The 22,054-nt window shown below is 69.0% G+C and carries 26 protein-coding genes; 11 read left to right on the top strand and 15 right to left on the bottom strand.

Features of this window, described 5'->3' with window-relative positions; translation table 11 throughout:
* Positions 1-275: 275 nt before the first annotated feature.
* From KMZ30_RS19160 to KMZ30_RS22685, 12 genes are all read right to left on the bottom strand, one after another.
* A complete protein-coding gene (locus KMZ30_RS19160; RefSeq protein ID WP_215520119.1) occupies positions 276-3,713 on the bottom strand; it encodes a LysM peptidoglycan-binding domain-containing protein in 3,438 nt (1,145 codons plus the stop codon).
* Positions 3,710-4,147, bottom strand: a complete 438-nt coding sequence (locus KMZ30_RS19155) for a TadE/TadG family type IV pilus assembly protein (protein ID WP_215520118.1) — start codon at positions 4,145-4,147, stop codon at positions 3,710-3,712. The genes KMZ30_RS19160 and KMZ30_RS19155 overlap by 4 nt, the downstream gene beginning before the upstream one ends.
* 6 nt (positions 4,148-4,153) lie before the next feature.
* On the bottom strand, positions 4,154-4,582 hold the full coding sequence (locus KMZ30_RS19150; RefSeq protein ID WP_215520117.1) for a TadE/TadG family type IV pilus assembly protein: 429 nt from the start codon (positions 4,580-4,582) through the stop codon (positions 4,154-4,156).
* Positions 4,579-4,983, bottom strand: coding sequence for a TadE/TadG family type IV pilus assembly protein (locus KMZ30_RS19145; RefSeq protein ID WP_215520172.1), 405 nt, complete (start codon positions 4,981-4,983; stop codon positions 4,579-4,581). Before KMZ30_RS19145 ends, KMZ30_RS19150 begins: the two co-directional genes overlap by 4 nt.
* Positions 4,984-5,005: 22 nt before the next feature.
* A complete protein-coding gene (locus KMZ30_RS19140; protein ID WP_215520116.1) occupies positions 5,006-5,230 on the bottom strand; it encodes a hypothetical protein in 225 nt (74 codons plus the stop codon).
* A gap of 43 nt (positions 5,231-5,273) precedes the next feature.
* Complete coding sequence (locus KMZ30_RS19135; protein ID WP_215520115.1) at positions 5,274-6,179, bottom strand: hypothetical protein; 906 nt, start codon at positions 6,177-6,179, stop codon at positions 5,274-5,276.
* Positions 6,176-7,042 carry a type II secretion system F family protein gene (locus tag KMZ30_RS19130; RefSeq protein WP_215520114.1) on the bottom strand — a complete coding sequence of 289 codons (867 nt, stop codon included), beginning with the start codon at positions 7,040-7,042 and terminating at the stop codon, positions 6,176-6,178. The genes KMZ30_RS19135 and KMZ30_RS19130 overlap by 4 nt, the downstream gene beginning before the upstream one ends.
* Positions 7,039-8,640, bottom strand: coding sequence for a TadA family conjugal transfer-associated ATPase (locus KMZ30_RS19125; RefSeq protein ID WP_226905260.1), 1,602 nt, complete (start codon positions 8,638-8,640; stop codon positions 7,039-7,041). The genes KMZ30_RS19130 and KMZ30_RS19125 overlap by 4 nt, the downstream gene beginning before the upstream one ends.
* Entirely contained in the window at positions 8,637-9,458 is an 822-nt protein-coding gene (locus KMZ30_RS19120; protein WP_215520113.1) for a hypothetical protein, read from the bottom strand. Before KMZ30_RS19120 ends, KMZ30_RS19125 begins: the two co-directional genes overlap by 4 nt.
* Before the next feature lie 4 nt (positions 9,459-9,462).
* A complete protein-coding gene (locus tag KMZ30_RS19115) occupies positions 9,463-10,101 on the bottom strand; it encodes an SAF domain-containing protein (protein WP_215520112.1) in 639 nt (212 codons plus the stop codon).
* Between the two features lie 92 nt (positions 10,102-10,193).
* Positions 10,194-10,592 (bottom strand): PKD domain-containing protein, encoded by a 399-nt coding sequence (locus KMZ30_RS19110; protein WP_215520111.1) that lies wholly within the window; start codon positions 10,590-10,592, stop codon positions 10,194-10,196.
* 1,367 nt (positions 10,593-11,959) lie between these two features.
* A complete protein-coding gene (locus KMZ30_RS22685; RefSeq protein ID WP_215512004.1) occupies positions 11,960-12,400 on the bottom strand; it encodes a helix-turn-helix domain-containing protein in 441 nt (146 codons plus the stop codon).
* A 717-nt stretch (positions 12,401-13,117) separates the two neighbouring features.
* Between KMZ30_RS22685 and KMZ30_RS19100 the strand changes: the two genes are divergently transcribed.
* The 3 genes from KMZ30_RS19100 to KMZ30_RS19090 all read left to right on the top strand — a co-directional run bounded on the left by KMZ30_RS19100 (position 13,118) and on the right by KMZ30_RS19090 (position 14,456).
* Positions 13,118-13,576, top strand: a complete 459-nt coding sequence (locus KMZ30_RS19100) for a hypothetical protein (protein ID WP_215520110.1) — start codon at positions 13,118-13,120, stop codon at positions 13,574-13,576.
* Between the two features lie 113 nt (positions 13,577-13,689).
* Positions 13,690-13,893 carry a hypothetical protein gene (locus tag KMZ30_RS19095; protein WP_215520109.1) on the top strand — a complete coding sequence of 68 codons (204 nt, stop codon included), beginning with the start codon at positions 13,690-13,692 and terminating at the stop codon, positions 13,891-13,893.
* Positions 13,894-14,045: 152 nt separating this feature from the next.
* Positions 14,046-14,456, top strand: coding sequence for a VOC family protein (locus KMZ30_RS19090; protein WP_308284335.1), 411 nt, complete (start codon positions 14,046-14,048; stop codon positions 14,454-14,456).
* A gap of 200 nt (positions 14,457-14,656) precedes the next feature.
* On the opposite strand, the gene KMZ30_RS19085 is transcribed toward KMZ30_RS19090, so the two are convergent.
* Positions 14,657-15,238, bottom strand: coding sequence for a DinB family protein (locus tag KMZ30_RS19085; protein ID WP_215520108.1), 582 nt, complete (start codon positions 15,236-15,238; stop codon positions 14,657-14,659).
* 578 nt (positions 15,239-15,816) lie between these two features.
* On the opposite strand from KMZ30_RS19085, the gene KMZ30_RS19080 reads away from it, so the two are divergent.
* A complete protein-coding gene (locus tag KMZ30_RS19080; protein ID WP_215520107.1) occupies positions 15,817-16,131 on the top strand; it encodes a hypothetical protein in 315 nt (104 codons plus the stop codon).
* 30 nt (positions 16,132-16,161) lie between these two features.
* Here KMZ30_RS19080 and KMZ30_RS19075 read toward each other — a convergent pair whose 3' ends face one another.
* Both KMZ30_RS19075 and KMZ30_RS19070 read right to left on the bottom strand, forming a co-directional pair.
* Positions 16,162-16,812, bottom strand: coding sequence for a leucine-rich repeat domain-containing protein (locus KMZ30_RS19075; RefSeq protein ID WP_215520106.1), 651 nt, complete (start codon positions 16,810-16,812; stop codon positions 16,162-16,164).
* On the bottom strand, positions 16,805-17,038 hold the full coding sequence (locus KMZ30_RS19070; RefSeq protein ID WP_215520105.1) for a hypothetical protein: 234 nt from the start codon (positions 17,036-17,038) through the stop codon (positions 16,805-16,807). Before KMZ30_RS19070 ends, KMZ30_RS19075 begins: the two co-directional genes overlap by 8 nt.
* A 244-nt stretch (positions 17,039-17,282) precedes the next feature.
* Here KMZ30_RS19070 and KMZ30_RS19065 point away from each other — a divergent pair, with 244 nt between their 5' ends.
* From KMZ30_RS19065 to KMZ30_RS22510, 7 genes are all read left to right on the top strand, one after another.
* Positions 17,283-17,840, top strand: coding sequence for a hypothetical protein (locus KMZ30_RS19065; RefSeq protein ID WP_215520104.1), 558 nt, complete (start codon positions 17,283-17,285; stop codon positions 17,838-17,840).
* Between the two features lie 2 nt (positions 17,841-17,842).
* Positions 17,843-18,439: a TetR/AcrR family transcriptional regulator gene (locus KMZ30_RS19060; protein WP_215520169.1), complete on the top strand. Its 597-nt coding sequence runs from the start codon at positions 17,843-17,845 to the stop codon at positions 18,437-18,439.
* Positions 18,440-18,748: 309 nt separating this feature from the next.
* Positions 18,749-19,567: a maleylpyruvate isomerase N-terminal domain-containing protein gene (locus KMZ30_RS19055; RefSeq protein WP_215520103.1), complete on the top strand. Its 819-nt coding sequence runs from the start codon at positions 18,749-18,751 to the stop codon at positions 19,565-19,567.
* 169 nt (positions 19,568-19,736) lie between these two features.
* Positions 19,737-19,970 (top strand): ribbon-helix-helix protein, CopG family, encoded by a 234-nt coding sequence (locus KMZ30_RS19050; protein WP_215520102.1) that lies wholly within the window; start codon positions 19,737-19,739, stop codon positions 19,968-19,970.
* On the top strand, positions 19,967-20,209 hold the full coding sequence (locus KMZ30_RS19045; protein ID WP_215520101.1) for a toxin: 243 nt from the start codon (positions 19,967-19,969) through the stop codon (positions 20,207-20,209). The genes KMZ30_RS19050 and KMZ30_RS19045 overlap by 4 nt, the downstream gene beginning before the upstream one ends.
* A gap of 355 nt (positions 20,210-20,564) precedes the next feature.
* Positions 20,565-21,107, top strand: coding sequence for a nucleotidyltransferase domain-containing protein (locus KMZ30_RS19040; RefSeq protein ID WP_215520100.1), 543 nt, complete (start codon positions 20,565-20,567; stop codon positions 21,105-21,107).
* Positions 21,104-21,925, top strand: coding sequence for a DUF4440 domain-containing protein (locus KMZ30_RS22510; protein ID WP_372449526.1), 822 nt, complete (start codon positions 21,104-21,106; stop codon positions 21,923-21,925). The genes KMZ30_RS19040 and KMZ30_RS22510 overlap by 4 nt, the downstream gene beginning before the upstream one ends.
* Positions 21,926-22,054 lie beyond the last annotated feature (129 nt).

Genomic DNA, 22,054 nt, shown 5'->3' with positions numbered 1-22,054 from the left:
CGGGGACGCCGCTAGGTCAGCGTCCGGTCACCCTCGGGCAGGAGCGGGGGGGCTACGCCCCGCTGGCGGCTCCGAGTCGACGCCACGTCTGGGTCAGGTCACCCCAGGGGCATGAGGAGCGTGAGCCCCCCGGGCTGCTGCTGCGGTGGGAGCGCGGTCCTGACGGGGTGTGCGGCCAGGTGACGTACGTGGCCGTCGACGACCACGGTCACCCGGTTCAGGTCACCCAGGTTCTCTCGGCGACCCTGATACGGCCGGCGTGAGGGCCGGGCCGGTCAGCTGGCGCGGGGCTGACGCCAGCCTTGGTGGCCGGCGAGGATCTCGGTGGTGCGGGCGGCGAGCTCGGGCGGCGCACCTTCGTCGTCGGTGCGGTTGCAGACCTCGTCGCGCACGATGCGCTGGGCTTCGGCTGCGTTGCCTTCAGCGGCGGCGACGGCGGCCATGTCGAGCCGGGCGATCTCCTCGTGCGGGGCGACGGCGATCGCGGTCTCGGCAGCCAGCCGGGCACCGCTGAGGTCACCCGCGGCCAGGGCGTGCACGGTCACCACGTGTGCGACGTCGACGATCCCGACGAGCAGCTGCTCGTCGGGTCGGTCGCCCTCGAGGAGCCAGGCCCAACCTCCCCCTGCCTCACGCTCGAGGGGGTAGTCGAAGGGCCGGCCGCCGACGAGGCTCAGGGCTCGCTTGAGGTCCTCCACACCGGCCGCTCCGCCGCGGGCGGTGCCGCGCACCCGCAGCCGGCGGAAGAGGTCGGCGTCGGTGAGTAGGTCCAGCACCTGGTAGACGGGGGTGTCTCGGATCGCGGCGGCCGGGGCCAGCCGGGCGTCGGGCAGGTGGGGCTGGCCGGTGCGGGGGTTGGTCCCGAGCCAGTCACGGATGGTGTTGACGTAGTCGCGGGCCTTAGCCTTCGTGATGGAGAAGGTCTGCGCGACCTCGGCCGAGGTCGCTCCGTGACGGCGTAGCGCGATGAACGCCAGCATCTCGGTCAGGTAGGGCTTGCGCTTGGTCAGCGGCTTGCCGCGGGTTGTGGCACGGACCGGGCCGAGGAGGTAGAGCCGGGGCAGGGCACAGTCCTGGTGGAACCACATCGCCAGGTCCTCATCGAGGGTGGGGTCGGCGTCCTCGACCTGGGTGCGGGTGGCCTCCGGGACGCGCGGTGCGAGGGTCTGCAGGTCGGTGCTGGTGGTGGCGGCGACGTCCAGGTAGGTCTCGTCGTCGGCCTCGAGCAGGCTCCGGCTGGGCTCGTGGGGTCCGGCGGGCTCGGTGCGCGGCAGGGCGTGTTCCGCCCGCAGTGCTCCGGCCTCGTCGGCCAGTGCCTGCCATCCCTGGGTGGCGCTCTGGTCGACCGGGACCGGGACCTCGTCGACGCTCTCGCTGGCTGCCAGGAGCGCGGCGCACCCCTGAGCCTCGTCGGAGGTGAGTCCGACGGCCATCAGGTCCAGACCCGCGGCGGGCAGCCTGAGCCGGCCGTCGGCGGAGATCTCCAGGATGGTGCCGTGGGCATTGTTGCGGTGACCGCGCAGGACCACCGAGGTGGCGGTGTGCCCGGCGTGGGCTGTGACGACCTCGACGAGCTGGTCCAGGGCGGGGTTGTCGTTGACGGCGTCGACGAGCAGCAGCCGGGCCGGCCAGGTGTCGGCGCCGGCCTGGTGGGCACGTGCGGTGGCGGCGTCGGTGCCGACGTCGCGGGCGCGGTCGATGGTGTGGACGCTGTCGGCGAGCATCTCGGCGATCGGGTCGTGGGAGCTGTCGGTGGAGTCGTAGGCGCGGATGCGGTCCGGGTTGAGCGGGGCGAGCTCGGTGGCAACGCCGACGCAGGCAACGTCGACGCCGGCGGACCAGGGGTTGCACGCGATCTCGGCGGCCAGGTACCGGGCGAAGTCCTCGCCGTAGGTGGGGTCGCCGGTGATGGAGACGTTGAGGTCCTCGACGTTGAGCAGCCATAGCTCGTTGTCGTCGCCTGAGCCGATCGTCACCAGGAGCGGGTAGGGCGCGGGCTGGTCCGTGGTGTCGGGTCCGACGAGGTCGACGGCGGTGTCGGCCAGCAGCCTCCAGTGGTAGCCGTCGACGGTCCCGGTCCATGGCTCGTCCAGGGAGGAAGGGTTGCTCAGGTGCAGGACGACCGCAGTGTCGGTCAGCTCGACCGCGGCGAGCTCGGGCAGGGGCCGGTTCGTCGCCGCGCACGAGGAGGCCAGGCGCCTCAGCACGGTGTCCATGTACTCCACGGTTGGGGCGCTGGTGGCGCCGATGGTGACGACTGTCTTCTCCACCGGCCCCAGGACGTGTTCGGGGGCGGTCATGGTGTGGCCCGGCCGGCGGTGACGGAACTGTGCCCTCCGTCGGCGGCGCAGCAGCAGGAGCATCGACCCTGCCAGGAGCGTTCCGGATCCGCTGAGCCCGGCCAGCACCCAGGCCGGCGTGGCCCCGGACGCGTCGTCCTGGAGGTCCTCTGCCGGCGCTGAGGTCGACGTGTCCGGCGTCTGGCTCGGCCTCGCCGAGGGCTGGGTGGGGGCAGTGGTCGGCGAGGAGCCGGTCGCGGTGGTGGTCTTCGGTGTCGTGCGCGGTGCGGGCCGGGACGCGGTGTCGCGGCCTGTCGCGCGGGGTGTGTATGTCGTGGCGGGCCGAGGTTCGGCGACCGCGGGCAGGGTGAGAGTCCAGCCGAGGTCGATCTGGTCCGGGTCGCTCAGCCGGACCCCGCCGGGCTGGGCGGTGTCCTTGGAGAGCTCGTAGATCTCCGGCCAGCGCTCCAGGTCCCCCAGCTCGCGCTGCGCGATGCCGGAGAGGGAGTCCCCTTCCTGCACCGTGTACGGGCGCGTGGTGCCGGCGCGAGGTTCAGCGACCGCGGGCAGGGTGAGAGTCCAGCCGAGGTCGATCTGGTCCGGGTCGCTCAGCCGGACCCCGCCGGGCTGGGCGGTGTCCTTGGAGAGCTCGTAGATCTCCGGCCAGCGCTCCAGGTCCCCCAGCTCGCGCTGCGCGATGCCGGAGAGGGAGTCCCCTTCCTGCACCGTGTACGGGCGCGTGGTGCCGGCGCGAGGTTCAGCGACCGCGGGCAGGGTGAGAGTCCAGCCGAGGTCGATCTGGTCCGGGTCGCTCAGCCGGACCCCGCCGGGCTGGGCGGTGTCCTTGGAGAGCTCGTAGATCTCCGGCCAGCGCTCCAGGTCCCCCAGCTCACGCTGCGCGATGCCGGAGAGGGAGTCCCCTTCCATCACCGTGTAGAGGCGCGTTGCCGAGGAGGTGGGGCTCTGGCGTGCTGGTGTCGTCGTGTGTGGCCCGGCGGTGGCCGCGGTGGGCGTTGTCGCGGTTGCGCTCGATGCGGCGGCTGGGACGTCTGCTTGAGCGGTGTCGGCGGTGGACAGGCTGGTCGAGCCCACGACGAACAGCAGGGCTGCTGCCGTGACGAGCTGTTGGGCTGCTCCTTGGGGAAGGGCGAGGCCGGGGAGGTGGGGTGCTCGCACCCCCCGGACGCGACCGGTGAGCTCGAGCACGATACTCAAGGCCAGGAGCGCCCAGGCCACCCAGCCGACGAGTGTCATTGCCTGCAGGAACAGGGTGCCGTCGTCAGGACTGGTCAACGCAGCGAGGACCTGGCTCACGCTCGGGACGGAGGACGGGACGGGGTCGGCGCCGACGGCGAGCAGGGCGAGGGGAAGCCCGATGAGGATGCCCAGGAGCAGCGCGGTGGCTGCCAGCCCGAGGAGTCGTTGTCGGATCACTGTCGGCTCCCGTTGACGGCGCGGTTGACCTCGACCTCGGCGTGCCCGGTGACACGCAGCTGGCGCACTCCGATGATCGAGAGGAACTTGGTGGTGTAGATGATCTGGGTGTCGGCCACGACGGTGGTGCCGCCGCGGACCCGGCTGGAGCCGCTGACCTCGGGCACACTGGACAGGTAGGTGTTAGCCGCCGCCACCGCGGTCGACGGGTTCAGCTCAGCGGCATCCCCTCGCACAGCCGCGGCGCCTTGGAGCTGTTGGCCGCCGGCCCGGGCCGCTTCGGAGGCCAGGTCCTGGGCGCGCTGCTTGGCCAAGACCCGACCGGAGAGGTCGACGGCCAAGCCGACCATGAGCACCAGGCTGAGCGCGGTCGTGATCATCCACACGGTGACCGATCCCCGCTCGGCGACCAGGTGCCGCTGCTCATCGCACATCGTCGTTCACCGCTCTCGGTGGGTGTCCAACGGCGAGGCGACGGACGCGGTGATGTTCATCGCTCCGGGCAGCCCGGGCAGGAGCCCGGCCAGGTCCAGCCGGCAGGTGACGGTGGCCTGCACCGATGCCGGTGTCCCGACGGGCCGGGCGAAGCCAGAGGTGTCGACTTGCGTGCTCGTGGTCAGGCACCTGGTGCTCTGGGCATGCAGGCTGCTCTGTGCCGCAGCCTGCGCGGAGGACCCTGCGGCTGCTTGGGTCCGTGCGATCGAGGCGCCGCGGGCCCCTTCGGCGGCCGCGGCCTCGACCGCCTGGTGGGCCAGGGCGACCCGGCCGCCGGCGATGATGAGGCCGAGGATCAGCCCGAGCGCGGGGACCAGGATGACGACCTCGATCACCGCAGCGCCGCGCTCCCGGCGCGAAGCGTTGCGCTTCATTGCGTGATCCGTTCGGTCGGGGCGGACGCGCTCTGCGTGACCTTGGGAGTCCATCCCGGGACCACGGACATGGTCGTCGCGGTGACGGTGATGGTGGCGGAGGACGCGGTGCGTAGCGCCGTGACGCGCACTCCCTTCAGGACGCCGTCCCCGCCGGCGGCGGCGATGAACGCTGTCGCCGCAGCACGGCCGGAGATCGTCGTCCCGTTCTGTGCGGCGGCCGCTCTGGCGCCCTCCTGGGCCGCGGCGATCGCGACGGTCCGCCCGTGGGAGAGCATCGCGGCTTGCACCCCGAGGAACAGCAGCGTGAACAGCGCCGGCATGAGCACGACGAGCTGGACTGTCGCGACGCCGCGTTCGTGCTCTCCCGCGCGACCGGGTCGGTCAGCGCGCGAGGGCATCGAGAGGCGGTGTGACATCGCGTCAGCGGATCCCGGGGAGCTTGCCGTTGATGTAGGCGGTCAGGGCGGCGTACACGATGCCGGCCAGAAGGAGCAGGGCCACCGCCCAGAAGACGATCTCGAGGGTGGAGGCTCCGCGCTCGTCGCGCTGGGCCTGCGTGGGCGTGAGCCGCTCACGCAGACGCACACCGGCGGTGTGCAGGGTGGCGACGAGGTATGCGGTCCTCGCGATTGGCTTGCTGTCCATGATGGTGTCCTTTCGGTGGGTGTGTCGGTGGTCGCGCTCAGGGTCAGCTCGCGCTGAGGAGCCGTAGCAGCGGCGGCGCCATGAGCAGCGCCAGGAAGATGACACCGAGCAGCGAGCCGGGGAGGTACATGCGTTCCTCGACCTGCCCGGCCTCGGCGAGCTCTGCGCTCAGCAGGGCGCTGCGCACCGAGGCGCTGCGGGCTCGCAGCTGCCGGTACACCTGGGAGCCTTCGTCGTTGGCCAGGCGCATCGTGTCGGCGATCTCGGCCAGCTCGGGCAGCCCGTGGTCCTCGGAGAGCTGCTCCAGGCAGTCCCAGGGTGGCTGTCCGTTGTAGCGCGAACGAGCGAGCTCCTCGCTGATCCGGCGGAAGATCCACGAGTCCCCGACCTCGGCGGCGTTGCTGAGCGAGACCACGGTCCCGGCGCCGGAGTTGCGCTCCAGCGCGCACAGCTCGATGAAGGCGCTCAGGGCGCGTGCGCTTTCAGTGCGGGCCCTCTTGGCTTCCTGGCCGATGTCGCGGGAGGGAGTCATGAACAGCACGGCCGAGAGCAGGAGGGTCGCCCCGACAGGGACCACGAACGGGATGCGCAGGCCGATGAGGGCGAAGAACCCCGTCACGGCGGTGGGCAGGACCATCCCGAGCAGCCCGTAGAGGACCTTCTTGCCGTAGAACTGCGCCGGTGTCTTGCGCACCACCGCCAAGTCGCGGGCCGGCGGCACCCCCAGCAGCCGGGTCGGCAGGGTCCGCTCCGCCCACAGTCCTAGCCGTTCCTCGAGGTCGGGGTTGACCGAGGCGGTGGGCGCTCCGGGGCGCCGACGTGCGGGCGGGGAGAGTCGAGCGAGCACGTCGCCAAGGTCTGGCTGGGCAGGGACCAGGGCGTAGGCGATGCCGGCGACGCCGAGGCCGACGACCAGGCCCAGGGCGAGGGAGAGCTGCAGGGTGGTCATCGCGCCTCCGCCTTGGCGTGAGCGCCGAGGAAACGGGGCAGCGGCTTGCCCTCGGCCATCTTCCGCATCCAGAACAGTGCCCCCGCGTAGGCCAGCAGCAGGAACACCAGGACGACCTCGCCGATCGGGGTCGTGTACGGCTCGACGTAGTCACCGGTGAAGGCCAGGACGACAAGCACCCCCAGGGAGAAGAGGGTGACCAGTCGGGCGCTGCCGCGCGGCTTGGCCCGGCCGGCCTCGATCTTGCGGCGGGAGGCCACGTCCTCAGCGACCGACTCGGCCACGCCCTGCAGGGCGCTGGCCAGGGAGCGGTTGCGGCGCCGGGCGGCGAGGATGAGGTTGGCCGCGACCAGGTCGCCGGTGACGTCGTCGAGGTCCTCGGCGAAGGCCCGCAGGGCCTCCTCGGTGTCCCAGCGGGCCCGCAGTCGGGCCACCAGCGTGGTGACCTCGGGTTTGATCGGCTCCGGGGTTGAGCGCAGCGTTGCCGTCAGCGCCTGCTCCAGGCCGATACCGGCCCCCAGGACGCCGGCCAGGGATCGGGTCCACTCCTCCATCGCCTCGACCCGGCGGATCTGCGCCGCGGCCGGCGGAGCCGAGAGCAGGTAGGGCAGGACCAGCGCGGCGACCGGCAGGACCACCACGGCGACCACCCAGCCGGTGACCAGGGCCACGAGGAGGCCGGCTGCGACGGCTGCGCCCAGGGTGATGCGGGTGCGCCTGGGGAGGGAGGCCAGCCGCGTGCCGAGCTTGGAGGGGGTTCGCTCGGCACGCGGCCGGGGTGTGTGGGGGCGCAAGGCGAGGACGGCACCGACCGTCCCGAGGACGATCGCCGCACCGAGGACAACGGGCAGGAGGGTGGTCACGGGCCCCACCCGTCACTGTCGGCCTCGGCCATGAACAGGCGCGCGTCGAAGCCGTGCTCCGCCAGCTGCTCGCTGACCCGGGGTGGCAGGTTCCCGGTCGCGCGTGCGGGGCCGGAGCTGCTGGGCCCGAAGAGGTGGGTCAGGCTGTAGCCGATCTCGCGCTCTCCCGGCTCGACCAGCACGACCTCACTGACCCACCGGCGCAGGACCTGGGTCCCATCGGCGAGGGTCTCCACTCTCTTGCCGAGCTGGACGATCAGGTCCAGACACCCGGCCAGCTTCTCCACCGCCAGGTCTCGGGTGACGTGCGCCCCGTCCTCCATGGCACAGGTGACCAGCTTGCGCACGCACGCCCCGGCGTTCGCGGCGTGCGTCGTGGACAGGGATCCCGTCCCGGACTCCATCGCCTTGATCATCGTCCACGCCTCCGGGCCACGGACCTCACCGACGATCTGACGGGACAGGTTGAAGCGGAAGGAGTCGGTCAGGGCGTCCGAGAGCTCGAACGCGCCGGCGGCCCGTCCGTTCAGCCCGACCTCGCCGACGCCGGGGCGGGCCTCCCAGTCCAGGACGATGTCGTGGTTGCCGGTCTCTCCCAGGAACAGCTCGTGCTCGGTCTCGAAGGTGCCGATCGCTTCCTCCCGGGGAATCTCGGCGCACAACGCACGCACCAGCGTGGTCTTGCCGGCGCCCATCGGGCCGGCCACGGTGACGCTCCACGCGGCACGGATGGCCGCGGCCAGGAGGTTGGCGCACGCCGGTGACAGCCCCTCGCGCTCGACCCACCCGCTCAGGTTGTCCACCTTGAGCCGGTGTCGGCGGATCACGACGTTGGGCCGGGAGGTCACCCAGGCCGTCGCCGCCATCCGCGCACCGCCGTCGAGCTTCATGTGCAGGCGAGGGTGAGACTCCGAGAACGGGCGCGGGTTGGACTCGCTGCGGTTGGCCAGGAACCGCAGGAAGTCGATGAGCTCTTCGTCGCTGTCGGCGACCCTGGCACCGGGCACGCGGGAGCCGTCGGTGAGCTCGAGCAGGACCTGGTCGTGTCCCAGCAGGAAGATGTTCTCCACCCGGTCGTCGTCCACCAAGGGCTGCAGTCTCCCCAGCCGGAAGACCGCGTCGAAGACAGCCTGTCGGGTCGCGGATCGCTCGGCCGGTGCCCAGGACTGCTCCCCGGCCGCGGCGACGTCTGCGCTGTGCTCGCGCAGCACCTCCTCGATCAGGTCCAGCCCGAGTGCCTGCTGCTCGGCTCGGCTCGCACCTGCACCAGGCCGCTCACCATCGCTGTCCCCGCCGCTCCAGGGGCCGCCGAGGGCGCCGGCCAGCCGGGTGGCCACCATCGTGCGGAACATCGCGACCTGGGACCAATCGACCACGGCGTCGGCGGCCTTGAGGTCGACAGGTTCCCAGGTCGGTGAGGGGGCGTCCTGGCGTTTGCGGAGCCGGTCCAGGGCGGCGGGGCGGGGCAGGCTCGTGTGGGCTGTCATGGAGAAGGCTCCCCGCTGACGGCCAGGCCGCACCGCCGGCGCGGACAGCAGCACCGGTATGCCTGCAGGGTCAGAGCCGTCGGTGCGGTCGTAGATCTCCTCGGTGCTCATCGCGCCCCTCCCCCGGTGACGGACAGCTGTTGGTCGATCTCGCGTAGCTGCCCCGTGATCGCCCCCCGCACCCCGCGGTAGCTGCGCAGCAGGGCCGAGTCCTGCCAGCCGGCCCGGCCGGTCAGGCGAGCCCGCAGGTTCGCCTTCGGGGGCTGGGTCCCGGCGGAGAGGACCTCGGCGGCCGCCGGGTCCCACGCCACTGATCCCAGGACGGGCACCTGCAAGACCTTGGCGACCTCCCCGGCCCGGAACGGGCGGCCCTCCCCCAGCAGCAGCACCCCGAGAGCGGACGACCCTCCGCTACGGGCGAACCGCTCCCTCAAGGTCTCCGCCCACGAGCGTGCCGCCGCCAGGGACACCATGTCCGTCCGGGTGACCAGCAAAGTCAGGTCGGAGCCGTAGATCAGCGGCTCAGGAGAGCCGTACAGCCCGAGGCGCCCCGCGTCCAGGAGGACGTCCTGCCCGGTCGCGTGCAGCGACCGCAGCACCGGCGTCAGCGGCTCCCACAGGGACAGCAGCGTGCGGGCCTGTTCGTGCGAGCGGGTGCCCGGCACCCACGATGCCGGCGAGTCGGGCAGCGGCTGGGACACCTGCGGCAGCACCTCGAGCACACCGCCGGACTGCTCGGCCAGTGCCAGGTCGATCATCGCCTCCGGCGGGATAATGGCTCCGCGCAGGTAGCCCGCGGCGATCGCCGACCCGCCGGTCGGGTCGGCCTCGACGAGCAACGCCGGCCGGTGCCAGCCCAACGCCAGACCCAGACACGTCGTTGTCACTCCGGGCGACCCGGCCGCCGAGCACAACACGATCAGGCTCATCAGGTCACCGTGCCCGCGAGTCCAGGACCACGGCCGCGTTCCCCGTCGCCGCCATCGCCGCCAAGGTGGTCGCGTCCTCGGCGGGTACCTGGAGGGTGACCACCGTGGAGGCCCCCTGGCCGGTGACGTCCTCCCCCGTGACGGCCGAAACCACCTCACCCGCGACGGCCTCGACCTCTGTCTTCGCCGGGTCGATGGCCCCCTGCTGACCGGCCGTGGCGACCACCCGGACGAGGTCGCCCGCCATCAGCGCCGTTCCCGGCATGAGGTCCGGTGTCACCGAGACACCCACCAGGGAGAAACCCTCCGCCGGCAGGACCTGGCTGGTCACCGAGCCGGGGGTCAGCAGCGACCCGGACGCAACGTCGACCGCGGCCCGCTTCCCGACGATGTCGTCCAGCTGGTCCGCGGCGACGGTCTGCAGAGACGGGTCGGCACCCACCCTGACCGCCACCAGGTCATCCCCGGAGATCACTGCCCCCCGCTCGATCGTGGACCTGGCGGCCAGCACCGTCGCGGTGTCGCTCGTGGCCTGCACCAGCCACAGATTGCCGAGCGCGCCAAGGCAGACAAGTGCCACCATCGCGGCGAACAGCCCCCAGCGCCGGCGCGGCTTCGGCGGTTGCGGGAGCGCCCCGGCCACCTCGACGGGGACGGCCCCAGCGGGCCTTTGGTGTCCGTTGCGAGACGGTGAGCGGAACGGGGCCGCTGGGCGCGTGCCCTCTCGTTGGGTCGTCATTGCTTCAACACCTGCGCTTCCCCAATCGTCACCTGCGCGGTCTGGGTGAGGTCAACCGGAATGGTTCCGCTCTGCCCGATCCCGGCCCACGTGATCACCCACGAGGACGTGGCCCGCACCGTGTACTCGCCCTGGCGGGTGTAGGTATGCCCACACGTCGGGGAGCTGATCAGGCCGTAGGAGTCCTGATAGGGCGTGCCGGCGTCACAGGCAATGACCTGTCCATCGCCCATGTCCCACGCGACCTTCGAGACCTTCGCCGTGGCCGTCACGCTGTAAGCCCCCGCGGTCGCCGTACGCGTGATCGGACCGTAGGTATTCTCGCTCGGCTCCTCCACCCACATCCAGTTCGGAACACCGACCAGCCCGACCTTCCCCGCGTCGGGCTCAGGCACCAGGCCGATCGTGATGGCCCGCAGACCCATTTCGGCGACTGCCCGCTCCGCAAGAACACGAGGGTCCGGCGGAGCCGCCGGACCGGCAGGCTGAGCCGCGGCCCAGAAGTCGTAGTTCCGGGTCCCCTCGATGAACGGGTTGTAACAGCTGTAGATCGCGCCCTCGGGATGGTGGCCCTGCCAGATAGGGGAGTTGGGGGGGTAGTCAGTATGCGAAGGCCCCACGTAGCAACCGAGATTGTTGCTCCAGTATCCGAAGCCGTCCGCACTCTCACAGGGAACCTCCTCCGTGAAGCGGCAGACCGGCGGTTTGTCCCCTCCCCCTGCTCCTCCCCCTCCCCCAGCTCCTCCGCCCCCAGCTCCTCCTCCATCCCCGGGTGTACCCGGATCCGTGACCACAATGACGCACGTGGCTTGGGTTGAGTCCCAGACCGAGCCCGGTGGACAACTGATTGGCTTACCGGCTTCGGCCAGCACCGGAAACAACACACCTGGAACTGACGCAACCAAGGCCGCTACTAGGGATCTTGCTAGCACTCCTCCACCACATCCTCTTCGGTGACGAAGTAGGTCTCCCTGTCGCGCTCTACTACGAACATGGACCTGACCCGCAGGGGACCCGTCCCGCGAACGGACTTACCGTTCTTATCGACGACGTTGGCCCCGCTGGCGTCTATGCACGCTGATACATCCCAACGCCCTGGACCGTTAGCCTTGACTCTCGCGTCTTCGACACTGACCCTGCCGGTCTGTGTGTACTGCTGCCCTCGGCGCTTGGTAAGGATCTGCTGCCATTGAGTCAGCGCACTCCCCCGAGCCACCGTGGCTAGGTCACTGAGTGAGGTCGAAGGATCTGAAGCCAGATTGTCGAGCATCGCCCAGTACTGCACGACTGTCGCCTGGGCCCGCGCCTGTGGCGAGTTCGAGTCTGTCGGCTTCGCGCTAGGTGACGGGCTAGGACTCGGCGACGCAGTCAAACTCATGGTTGATGTCGGCGACACACTTGGCTCTTGAGTCGGCGCATCTGGACCGCACGCGCCCAAGACGATCGCCGAGACGAGGGCGACTGTCGCGGTAGCGCCTCGAGTGGTTACGTTCATGAGTTCTCCTCAACGGTCTCTAAACGCCTTAAGCAAGCGGCCTCACCACGAGGGGTCAAGCAGCCAGACATACGCTCACTTAGAGCCTAGGCTCTGAGGTACCATTAGGCAACAGGTGCGACACGCCTCCGTGAACAATGTGGGTTTCACTGCGCCCCCTCACAAACGTCGCGCGCGATGCACGTGGAGAAGAGTCGGTCAATCGCCGACGCATTCCATGGCACCACACAACCCCGACACCGTCGCGCTGAGCGCCGACTCAGCCCCTTAAGCGCTCGAACTGTCAGAGCCTTGACGGAGGGCCTCTCGGACATCGTCGGCGCTGGCTCCCAGCGCAGCAGCGACCGCGGACACCGTGGAATCGGTGGGCTTGAGCAGGCCTGATGCTTCCCAGCGTTTTACGGTCCCGGGAGACGCATGGATTGCGGCAGCCAGCTCTTCCACCGTGGTGCCGGCGGCATATCGAAGCCACCGTAAGGAAGGGGGGCCCGTAGGTGGCAGGAGCAGGCTTCTAGGCGACACGTGTAACAGCACCGCGACCTGCCTGAGCGCTGCCGCAGACCGAGGACGAGCCTCACCCCGCTCCCAACGCGAGATCCGCTGCCCGTCTGCGACACCAGCCGCCCGCGCGAGCCCACTCTGACTCAAGCCCGCGCGCTCGCGAGCCCTGCGCAGTGCGGCGCCGTCGAGTGCGGGAGCAGTCTCCATCAAGCCAGATCCTATGGTCACCTGCTTGCTACTCGGCGGCTGCGAAAGCAGCTACCAAAACCTGCCCAGCGCCTCGGAATGCTGCATGTCGCTGCTCGCCGTCACAGCAACGGTTGCACGTCAGGACGATGTCATATCGGCGAGGCGACACCTTGTGGCTACTCGGCTCCGTCCTACTGTTGTCTTGCGCCGCGTCGCCCGGCTGCTGGCCTGCGCTGCCAGGTGCCGAGCAAGGGCTCGGCATGACCCTGGTCCGCTGGCCTTATGGTCTCCGTTTGCCGTGCCAACCGCCCCTAATGCGGCGGATAGACGCTGATCAGTCGGTGCTCTCGGGGTCCGGGGCCAAGCTCTGCCTCCCACCTCCCAGTGTCGACGAACCTGTTCAAGAGGTCCAGGGAAAGGTCGACTGCTCGGAGAGCGGAGAACGTGAATGTGCCATGGGCATCCGAGTAGAAGACTTCTAGGCATGGCCCCGGCCCGGATGGCTGATCCAGGTCGGTCAGTTCGAGTGCTATGCCGTCCCGGATCACGTCGGATGCCATGAGCACCTCAAACCGTCGCCCCTCGGCTTCCCAAACATTCACCCGGCAAGCATGCCCGACCCAGAGTGGCGATTCTCGGCGGTCGACTCGCGGCGGAGTGCCGCACATCGGGCGCGACGTGAATGCTGGAGCAACTGTTGCGCTGCGAACCCCAGCTCGCGTGCTGTACTCACCCATGGACATCGTGCTGGAACCGCCGACCGGGGCAGCAGGGATTGACATCGGCGCGAGCCGACTCGAAGCCGAGAGCCAACTCGCAGCACACGGCGAACCGAAGACCTTCCGTCGCGGTGACGAGGGCAACCCGTCCTTGGCCGTCCACACCACATCGGGTTGCTCGGTGTTCGTGTACTTCGACGACGCCGACTTGGTGGAAGCCGTCGAGCTCAGTCGACCCGACCGTGGCGACACCGTCACCTTCGAGGACATCGACGTCTTCGCCACCCGCGCCGAGGAGGTGATCGGGCAGCTCACCCGACGCACCGTCGTGCAGGTCGAGGAGAACGGGTGCTCCGTCACGGCAACCGAGCTGCTGTTAGCCCTCTGGCGGCCGACGGTCCCCGAGAGCGACCAGGACGAGGAGGGCCGGCACTTCGAGTCCGTGCTCGTCGCCCGACCCGGCTACTACGATTGAACTGCCGTCGTACTGCATTGCGACAGGCGGCAATTCGCGGCAGATCCGAGTCGGCGGCGCGCTGACATCACACCTGTCGACGTCGATGGCCGTGGGGAGGAAGCGTCGTGCGAGTGGTTTCGGTCGTGACGGGTTTCGTGCTGGGTGGGCTCCTCGGCCTGTTCGTGGGCATGGTCTTGGCAGAGATCCTCGTCAGCGTGCTCGGACCACTCGACGAGGCTGATTACGTCACGACGAAGTTCTTCGTGCCCCTGGTCGCAGTGGCCCTTGCCGCTGTCACCGGAGGAATGGTCGCCGCACGCCACGGGCGCCCATGAGTGCGCCGAAAGTCGTGCTGACATCAGAGTGTTCGTCGGCAGGCGGCGGGATGCAGCAGGTTCCCTTGATGCCAGGGCGTCCCTCCGTTCCGGTGCGCGAGCGGTCCGCGATACCGCATACGGTGAGCGGACGAAACCCCGAGGAGCTGTCGGTGTCCCCGTATCCCGTGTTGATTCATACCGCGATTGATGCCCGCGACTGCCGAGGCTTGGCGGAGTTCTATCGCGAGCTCCTGGGCCTGCACTACCGGGATGGAGACACGCCACCGACTGACGGCAGCCCTGACGACGCGGACTGGATCGTCCTGCTCGACGACAACGGCGACCGCGTGGTGACCATTCAGAAGAAGACGGACACCACGCCCCCGACGTGGCCCTCCGAGGCAGTTCCGATGCAGATGCACATGGACTTCGAGGTCCCTACCCGTGAGGAACTCGAGCGGCACCGAGAGCGTGCTGAGAGATTGGGCGCTCGGCTGCTGTATGACCGCACGCACGTGAAGGACGCGCCCCTCTACGTCCTCGTCGACCCGGCCGGCCACCCCTTCTGCCTCCTGGTCTGACACGTTCCATGGCGCGCCGGATCCGCCGAGTCGCCCGAGCTCCGACACTCCTGCCCAGCAGGGCTACGCCCCGTCGCACGCCAGACCACGATGAGCTAGGTCGCCTCGCGGCGGAGCGCGCTACACCGTGCGATTCGGTTTGGGGCACGTGCTCGCGGGAAATGGATTGAGCTGGCGGAACCGGCGCGCTGGGCCACGGCTCACGCTCCGGTCCTGCCATCGATCCCCTCGCGGAGCAGGTCGATGTGCCCGCAGTGCTGGGCGTACTCAGCAATCATCCGCAACACCAGCCAGCGCAGGTCGACGTCCTCGTACCAGTCCAGCGGCCGCGCGGTGTCGTCCAGGTCGTGGGCGGCCATGATCTCGCGAGAGACCGCACACTCTGCGCGCCAGGCCTGCAGGTCGGCGGCGAAGTCGGCGCCGACCGGTGGGTTCATGTCCAGCTCGGGGTCGTCAGCGGAGACGAAGAGGAACGGCACGTCGCGGCGCTCGAAGTTCTGCTGGAACCACCAACGCTCGACACCGGCAAGGTGGCGGACCAGGCCGTGCAGCGACAGCGTGGAGGGAGGCATGGACCGGGTCCGCGCCTGCCGCGGGGTCAGTCCGCGGCACTTCATCTCCACCGTCGCCCGGTAGTAGTCGAGGTACGCGGCCAGCGCCTCACGCTCGCCGGCCACGCGTGGGATGCGCGGACGGTCATCGTCATCCCACACGGGCGAGAAGTCATCGTCGGTCAGCCCGGACTCCTGCCGGCGTTCGCGCTGCGAAGGGGAATTGCCCATGCCCGCACTGTGCCATGCGGGCCGCGCTGCCCAGCTCCTCCGGACGACCTCTCCCCTCCCCGCGGGATCGACCGTGCGACGTCAGCGAGTCCTCCAACAGCCCGACATGGACCGCGGCGCAGAGGCGAGGACACCCGACGCGGCCCCTTGTCCGATGTTGGATCCGTTCGCCATCAGAGCGCCCGTCTGGCGGCGGATAGACGCACCTTGGTCGCTACCTCACCAGACATCGCTCCGCTGCTGACAGGGCGCTACGAAGGAGGGCTGCTTGGTTCGCGCGCAGTCGAAGTTGCCAGTCCTCAGGATCGGCCGTCGGACTAGGGATGATTGCGCCTGCCTTCCAAGCTGCAGCGTTCGCCTCAAGACTGGCTACGAAGTTCGTTGACACTCGACCACTCTTGTATCCGTGGCCGATGGGGTTTCGCGCTTTGTCAGCCGTCAACTCCAGATGAAGCTTGAGTCCGAAGTCCTGGCCAGAGGGCGGTCAGCTCGCGGCACCAGGAGGCAGTTCCTGATAGCGCCCGGCGCGCCGACTCGCAGCGCTAGCCTCCGGTCCGTCCGCCAACAGAAGGAGCGCCGTGTACCGCGAGGTCGAGTCCGTCAACGGCGTCCACTATCAGGTTCGAGCCGTGCCAACGGGTGCCCCGCTGCGCGTCACCAACACTCCCGGCACTGGAATCGTCGACAACCTGTTATGGACTGCCTACCTCGAGTTGCGTGAAGCGACGGCGCGCCGCTGGAAGGTGGGCGTCGTACTGCCCCAGAGGCTGGCTGGGGACCGGATCGTAACGGTTCGCAAGCTTCAGCACGGCGAAGACCGCGAGGCAGCCGTTAGCGATCTCATCGAGCAATGCCGGCGAGGGGACTTCGACAAGAATGCCGGCGCGACCTGAGCGTGTGCAGCGGCGAATAGACGCGGTCGCTCACCAGGGCTCGAGGCCGAGGTGCTCGCGCACCGCGTTGACCGAGGGCGTGTAATGCCGCCGGTTCATCATGCGTAGGTCTCTCATGCGTTTGAGGCCCAGCAGTGGCGACAGGTCGCCGTCGGCGATCTTGGTCGAGCCGTAGAGGTAGAGCCGTTCCAGCGCAGTGAGGGCGGCGATCGGGGAGAGGCCGGGCAGAGTGCCGCCGTCACTGACATCGAGTTCACGCAGGCCGTGCAGACCACCCACGGGGTCCAGAGATGGGATGCGGGGGCAGGACGCGAGGTCGAGTCGGTTCAGGACTGGTGAGCGCAGGCGCTCTAGGGCGGTGATGTCCTCCAAGGGCGCGCCGTAGATCCCGAGCCACGCCAGCCACGGCATCGACTCGACACCGTCCAGGGAGCGCACACGGGGGCGCTCCTTCATCCGCAGGGTTCGCAGGGACGTGAGGTGGCTGACCGGGCGTAGGTCGTCCTTCCGGTAGGGAGAGAGGAGGAGCTCTTCGATGCGGTCCGTCCGCTCGATGGTGTCCTTCACCTGGTCCCATGCGCACGACAGCACCCGGAGCCGGGGGAGCAGTGTCAGGTCGAGGTGAGTGCCCGGGTGTGCCTGAACGTGCAGTTCTTCGAGCGTGGCGCCGAGGTCATGCACAGGGGTGAGGTCGGTGATGCTCCCGGTCCAGCAGCTCGAAGCGGCGAAGTGGAAGGCCCCTGACGAAGTCGATGTCGGTGCCGACGAAGCCGCGGGCGTAGTTGGCGATCAGCCCGTCGGCCCCGGAGGAGAGGTATGCCTCCCGGATCCGCGGCGACCACGACGTGTACAGGTCGAAGTCGGTGCGCCCCCGGTCATCACGCACGAGGGCAAAGTCGTGGGTCACCGGCCTATCATCGATCCCCGAGCCGCCTGCCACCCGCCATTGGGAAAGGACGGTCGACTGGCGGCGGAGCAGGGCACTTCTCGGCCCCGATCCGGGTCCGGCCGGGAAGGGCTCGCTCCCGGTTGCCGCGGACCGCTACCGGGCGGACCATGCCTGCAGCGACCAGTGGCTCCATGCTCCGCGTCATGACCCCCGAGCAGGCCCCTGTGAGTACACTCGTACTAACATGGCGGACGGGGGCAGCATGATCCTGACCGCGATCGTGCTCTGCGAGGTCGCGTTTTGGGTGGCGATCCTCGCAGGGCTCGCCGCACGGTACCTCCTGCGCCGCCCCCGCATTGGTGCCACTCTCCTCGTTCTAGCCCCGGTGATCGATGCGGTCCTGCTGGTGCTGGTCGCCGTCGATCTGCTCGGCGGCGGCACCGCGTCGTGGCAGCACGGCCTAGCGGCGGTCTACATCGGGGTCTCCGTCGCCTACGGCAAGCGCATGATCAACTGGGCCGACACCCGCTTCGCACAACGGTTCGCGGACGGTCCCGCGCCCGAGAAGCTCACCGGAGCCCGCTACACGGCGAAGTGCTGGCGAGACGTCCTCCTCACCGCCATCGCCGTCACGATCGCCGGTGTGATCCTCGGCTTGATGATCCTGCTTGTCGACGACCCTGGACGAACGGCGGCGCTGTCCGGCTACTTCGGCATCCTCGGGATCTTCCTCGTTGTCGACGTCCTGTGGGCGGTGAGCTACACGATCTGGCCGAGGAAGCCCTCCGCGGCTCCGCCGGGCACCCGACTGGGCGCGTGACCATGCCGCGGAGAATTGACACCGAAGAACGCACCGAGCAGATCGCCTCCGCCGCGCTGCGCGTCCTCGAGCGAGATGGCCTCGCCGGCATGTCCGTGCGGGGCGTCGCCGCGGAAGCCGGCCTCGCCGCAGCCTCCCTAAGACGGGCGTTTCCGACGCAACAGGCATTGCGGGAGTACTGCCTCGAACTCATCGAGGAGCGCGTCACCGCCAGGATCATCGCTCTCGACCTCTCAGGCCGGGCCTTGGTCGATGAGCTACTCGCCCAGCTGCTGCCGTTGGACGCGCAGCGGCGCTCCGAACTACTCGCGCAGGTTCAGCTCGGCGTCCTCTCTGTCACCGACCATTCCCTTCGTCCGGCCGCGGCCATGCTCAACACATCGGTGGACCGAGCATGCCGATCCGCCATCGAGATCCTCGTGACAGCAGGCCAATTCGGGAAGCGGCGCGACCCCGGCTACGAGACACGACGACTACGCGCGCTCCTCGACGGAATCGCCATGCAGGGTCTCTGGAGTGGGAACCCGCAAGTGCCGCCGGCCCAGATGCTGGCCATGCTCGCTCGCCACCTCGACGAACTCGCCCGACCCGAAGCCTGAGCCCAACCTCGACAACCACGGCCGTCCCCCATCGGCGGAACCATGACGTCCTCAGCAGACGATCCCTTCCCACCGATTCAAGCCAATCTGCTTGCCCCCTAGGGGGCGTGGCCGGGGGCGGAACCAACCCAATCCCCGCAGTCCCACCTCGGTCCTGGATGCCCTTCCACGGCGGTCGGACAACAAGACCCTGGGCCACTCCCAAGAAGTGACCCGGCAGGCGGCGCTTAAACGCACACCGTAGGAGCTCGGGCTGGTCAGCTCTCAGGGCGTGGGCGCTACCTGGCACTCGACCCTAGGCTGGCATTCATGCGGGAACTGGATGTCGACCTGGCTGAAGCCCGCGCGATGTTCCTCGAGCAAGTGGACGGACTTCTCGCCGCGGTCGAAACCTTCAGCGATGTCGAGCTGCTCGACCCGTCGCTGTGCCGCGGTTGGTCACGTCTCGAGGTCGTCGTCCACGTGCGTCTGGGTCTGGACGAGGTGGCCGCGACCACGGCCGCCTTCACCGACCATGAAGCTGATCACGACGCGGCCAGCTACTGGTGCCGCAGCGAGGACAGCGAGAGCGACCCCGTGCCCGGCATCCTCTGGCTACGGCGTGTGGATTCCGCGACGGCCTCGCCGTCGGGCGCCGTGCAGCACTTCCGCGACGCCGCCCAGAGGGTCCGGCTCATCATCAGCCAGGCGTCTGAGCGAACCGTGCTCTTCCAGGGCAAAGCCATGACGATGGGCAACTTCATCGCGACGTGGGTGGCGGAACTGGCGATCCACCAGGCCGATCTCAACATTCGCACGCCACCGGCGCACATCGCCTTCGCCCGCAGGACCATCGAGGCCGTGGCCGGCGCCGACCTACCCGCCGAACTCAGCGACCTCGACGCCGTCCTCGTCGGCCTCGGCCGCAAACCAGCCGATGACTCTTTCGGCGAGTGGGGTCCTTACCCCCGTCCACCTATGAGCTGGTCAACAGGCGGCGATTTGACGCGGTCCGAGCCGGGTGGGCTACACGCCGAGGAGCCCGAGCCGATCGAGGATCCAGGCCACCGTCTTCTTCAGGGCCCGTCCTGTGGCTCGCAGCCAGGTGAGTCCCTGGGCGGGCATCGTAGAGCCGTTCATGGAATCTGAGGCACCCTGGGCAGTTCCCCCGTCGCGCATGCCTTCGATTATGCAGCCGGTACTAGCGCGGAACTCAGCGTTGCCAGAGGCCCTGACGATCGACAGGCGGCGGCGTGGGCTACATCCATGGATGTACGCCGCGCTCCCGATCAGCCCAATTTCGTTATACGATTTCGTCATGGCGAGTGACGAGCAGATCCAAAAGTGGGCGGCCGAGGCCGAGGCCGGCTACGACGTCGATGCGCTCAAGCGGCGCGGCCGCGGCCGTCCCGGACGTGGAGCGGAGCCGATGCAGGTCGTCGCGGTCCGGCTGACGGCGGAGGAGCTGGACGCGCTTGACGCGGCCGCGTCGAAGAACCAGATGAGCCGCTCCGAGGCGATCCGAGCAGCACTGGCGCACTTCGCCGCGTGAAGGTCCACCCCAGCGCACTGAAGCACGGCATCGACCCCGAGGACGCCGTCCAGGCGGCCGAGTGGGCCATCTGGATCGAGCCGCTGACCGACGAGGAGACTCCCGCCCGCGAACTCCGCCTCGGCTTCGACACCGGCGCCCGACTGCTCGAGACCGTCGTGCTCATCCTTGACAGCGGCGACGAGATAGTCATCCACGCAATGCCAGCCCGCAGGAAGTACCTCGACCTGCTGCCATGACCGCGAACCAGTAGCCCAGCAGGCGGCGCTGTGACGCTGATGTGTTCGGACTCAGCGCCGGGGCAAAGGCGTGACTACTGCCGGTCCAAGACCTTGCTTATGAGTCGTTGACGCAGTCGCTGGGGTCCTCGCGACCGTCGAGTACTGCCCTCTCCATGGGGCCGGGACGGGTGAGGCCTGATGCGGCCGAACAGCGCGTACCGTCGCGACGGCCGATCACGTGGGCAGGTCCATCGCGAATGGACTCTTGGTGCGGCGTCCAATTGGCTCCCCCGGGGCACTTCTCTATTGACTACCGTCCTTGACAGGTCGTGCCCGAGTGTCGATTCGTCCCGAAGTGTGAGCAGGAGAACCCATGAGCGCCCGATTCCGCGCCCGCCGGCAACAAGCTTTGAAGGTCATCGAGCACGCCCGTCGATGGGCGGCCGGTCAAGGCGACGTTCGCGCCTGCGTCGTCGTGGGTTCCTACGCATACAACGCACCGCGCATGGGCAGCGATGTCGACATCATCATCGTCACCGAGGAACGCGCCCGCTACCTGCACGACCTCGAGTTCGCCGCCGGCATCGCACCGAAGGCCCGCCTCATCCGCAGTGAGGAGTGGGGCGCACTGACCGAGCGTCGCGTCCGACTTCCCAGCGGCCTCATCGTCGAGTTCGGAATCGTTGATCCCTCATGGTGCTCGCTCCCTCTGGATCCGGGCACCGAACAAGTCCTGGGACGAGCCTGCTGGGTCTTGCACGATGACGGGTCGGTTGCCGCCGCCCTCGAATCCCTGCCAATGCCTCCGCGCCATCCGGCCGCGGGAGTCTACGGAGACCACCTGCCCACGGGGAGTGCAAGGGGCGGCGGCGGAGTTGAACCCGCAGTGGCCAGTCGGGAGGGAAGTTCCCTATGACAGTAAGGACATTGCTGCACCGAGATCGGGTCACCCCGATCCTGACCGCGCACAGTCCCGACCAGCTGGTCGACTTCCTCATCGCTGCCCTCGGATTCCGTCCATCCCCCATCGAGCGCGACGGTGCGGTCGCATTCGCTCATGCAAGGTTGGAGTGGTCTGACGGCGGCGCGGTCATGGTCGTCCCGGCCACGTGCGACGGTCCGAGTTTGCATCCTCCCGGGACGGCGCAGGTTTACCTACACACTCCGGTGGTGACCGCGGTCTTGGCGCGGGCTCGCCAGGCTGGCGTAGATTTGGTCAGTGACCTGCGCGTGGTGGGCCCCAGCGGGCAGGAGTTCGTGGTGCGTGATCCTGAGGGCAACCTGTGGTTAGTGGGCAGCGCCGCAAGCCAGCCTGCCGACGACCCGACCGCCACCAGCGAGGACAACGAACCTGAACGCACTCGGGATGAGGTCGGGCTGTTCATGACCGCATGGGCCGAAGCGATCGTCTCCAACGACGTCGAACGGATAGCGCACTTCACGACCCCGGACTGGATCCTCGTGGACCGGCCCGGCGTGATCAGTCGGCAGGCGTTCCATACGGCGGTGGCGAGTGGTGCGCTGCAGCACACCAGCATGAGCCACGACGTGCTGTCCATTCGTGCCATCGGTCAGACCTTGGTCGTGGTGACTCATGGGCGTAACATCGCTACCTTCCGGGGCGAGCAGATTGAAGCCGACGAGTGGACCACTGATGTCCTGGTCCGCGACGGCGACCAGTGGCGGTGCGCGTTCACCCAGCTGACTCCCCGCCCTCAGCAAGGTCAATCATGAATCTGCGTGAGCAGACTTGGCTGATCACCGGTGCCGCGGGACGGATTGGTCAAGGTCTGCGCGCCCACCTCCAGCCACGCGTGGAGCACCTCGTGGTCGCGGACCTGCTCAGGCTGACGCCACAATCGA

The sequence above is a fragment of the Phycicoccus mangrovi genome, from assembly GCF_018729305.1.
GTDB classification, from domain to species: Bacteria; Actinomycetota; Actinomycetes; order Actinomycetales; family Dermatophilaceae; genus Phycicoccus; species Phycicoccus jejuensis.
This window is presented reverse-complemented; position numbering and strand designations above follow the sequence as displayed.

What these genes read in the sequence shown, in the direction of transcription:
- KMZ30_RS19155 (WP_215520118.1), bottom strand. Translation starts at nt 4,147, where the DNA reads ATGTGCGATGAGCAGCGGCACCTGGTCGCCGAGCGGGGATCGGTCACC.
- KMZ30_RS19150 (WP_215520117.1), bottom strand. Translation starts at nt 4,582, where the DNA reads ATGAAGCGCAACGCTTCGCGCCGGGAGCGCGGCGCTGCGGTGATCGAG.
- KMZ30_RS19145 (WP_215520172.1), bottom strand. Translation starts at nt 4,983, where the DNA reads ATGCCCTCGCGCGCTGACCGACCCGGTCGCGCGGGAGAGCACGAACGC.
- KMZ30_RS19140 (WP_215520116.1), bottom strand. Translation starts at nt 5,230, where the DNA reads ATGGACAGCAAGCCAATCGCGAGGACCGCATACCTCGTCGCCACCCTG.
- KMZ30_RS19135 (WP_215520115.1), bottom strand. Translation starts at nt 6,179, where the DNA reads ATGACCACCCTGCAGCTCTCCCTCGCCCTGGGCCTGGTCGTCGGCCTC.
- KMZ30_RS19125 (WP_226905260.1), bottom strand. Translation starts at nt 8,640, where the DNA reads ATGAGCACCGAGGAGATCTACGACCGCACCGACGGCTCTGACCCTGCA.
- KMZ30_RS19120 (WP_215520113.1), bottom strand. Translation starts at nt 9,458, where the DNA reads ATGAGCCTGATCGTGTTGTGCTCGGCGGCCGGGTCGCCCGGAGTGACA.
- KMZ30_RS22685 (WP_215512004.1), bottom strand. Translation starts at nt 12,400, where the DNA reads ATGGAGACTGCTCCCGCACTCGACGGCGCCGCACTGCGCAGGGCTCGC.
- KMZ30_RS19100 (WP_215520110.1), top strand. Translation starts at nt 13,118, where the DNA reads ATGGACATCGTGCTGGAACCGCCGACCGGGGCAGCAGGGATTGACATC.
- KMZ30_RS19085 (WP_215520108.1), bottom strand. Translation starts at nt 15,238, where the DNA reads ATGGGCAATTCCCCTTCGCAGCGCGAACGCCGGCAGGAGTCCGGGCTG.
- KMZ30_RS19065 (WP_215520104.1), top strand. Translation starts at nt 17,283, where the DNA reads ATGATCCTGACCGCGATCGTGCTCTGCGAGGTCGCGTTTTGGGTGGCG.
- KMZ30_RS19060 (WP_215520169.1), top strand. Translation starts at nt 17,843, where the DNA reads ATGCCGCGGAGAATTGACACCGAAGAACGCACCGAGCAGATCGCCTCC.
- KMZ30_RS19055 (WP_215520103.1), top strand. Translation starts at nt 18,749, where the DNA reads ATGCGGGAACTGGATGTCGACCTGGCTGAAGCCCGCGCGATGTTCCTC.
- KMZ30_RS19050 (WP_215520102.1), top strand. Translation starts at nt 19,737, where the DNA reads ATGGCGAGTGACGAGCAGATCCAAAAGTGGGCGGCCGAGGCCGAGGCC.
- KMZ30_RS19040 (WP_215520100.1), top strand. Translation starts at nt 20,565, where the DNA reads ATGAGCGCCCGATTCCGCGCCCGCCGGCAACAAGCTTTGAAGGTCATC.
- KMZ30_RS22510 (WP_372449526.1), top strand. Translation starts at nt 21,104, where the DNA reads ATGACAGTAAGGACATTGCTGCACCGAGATCGGGTCACCCCGATCCTG.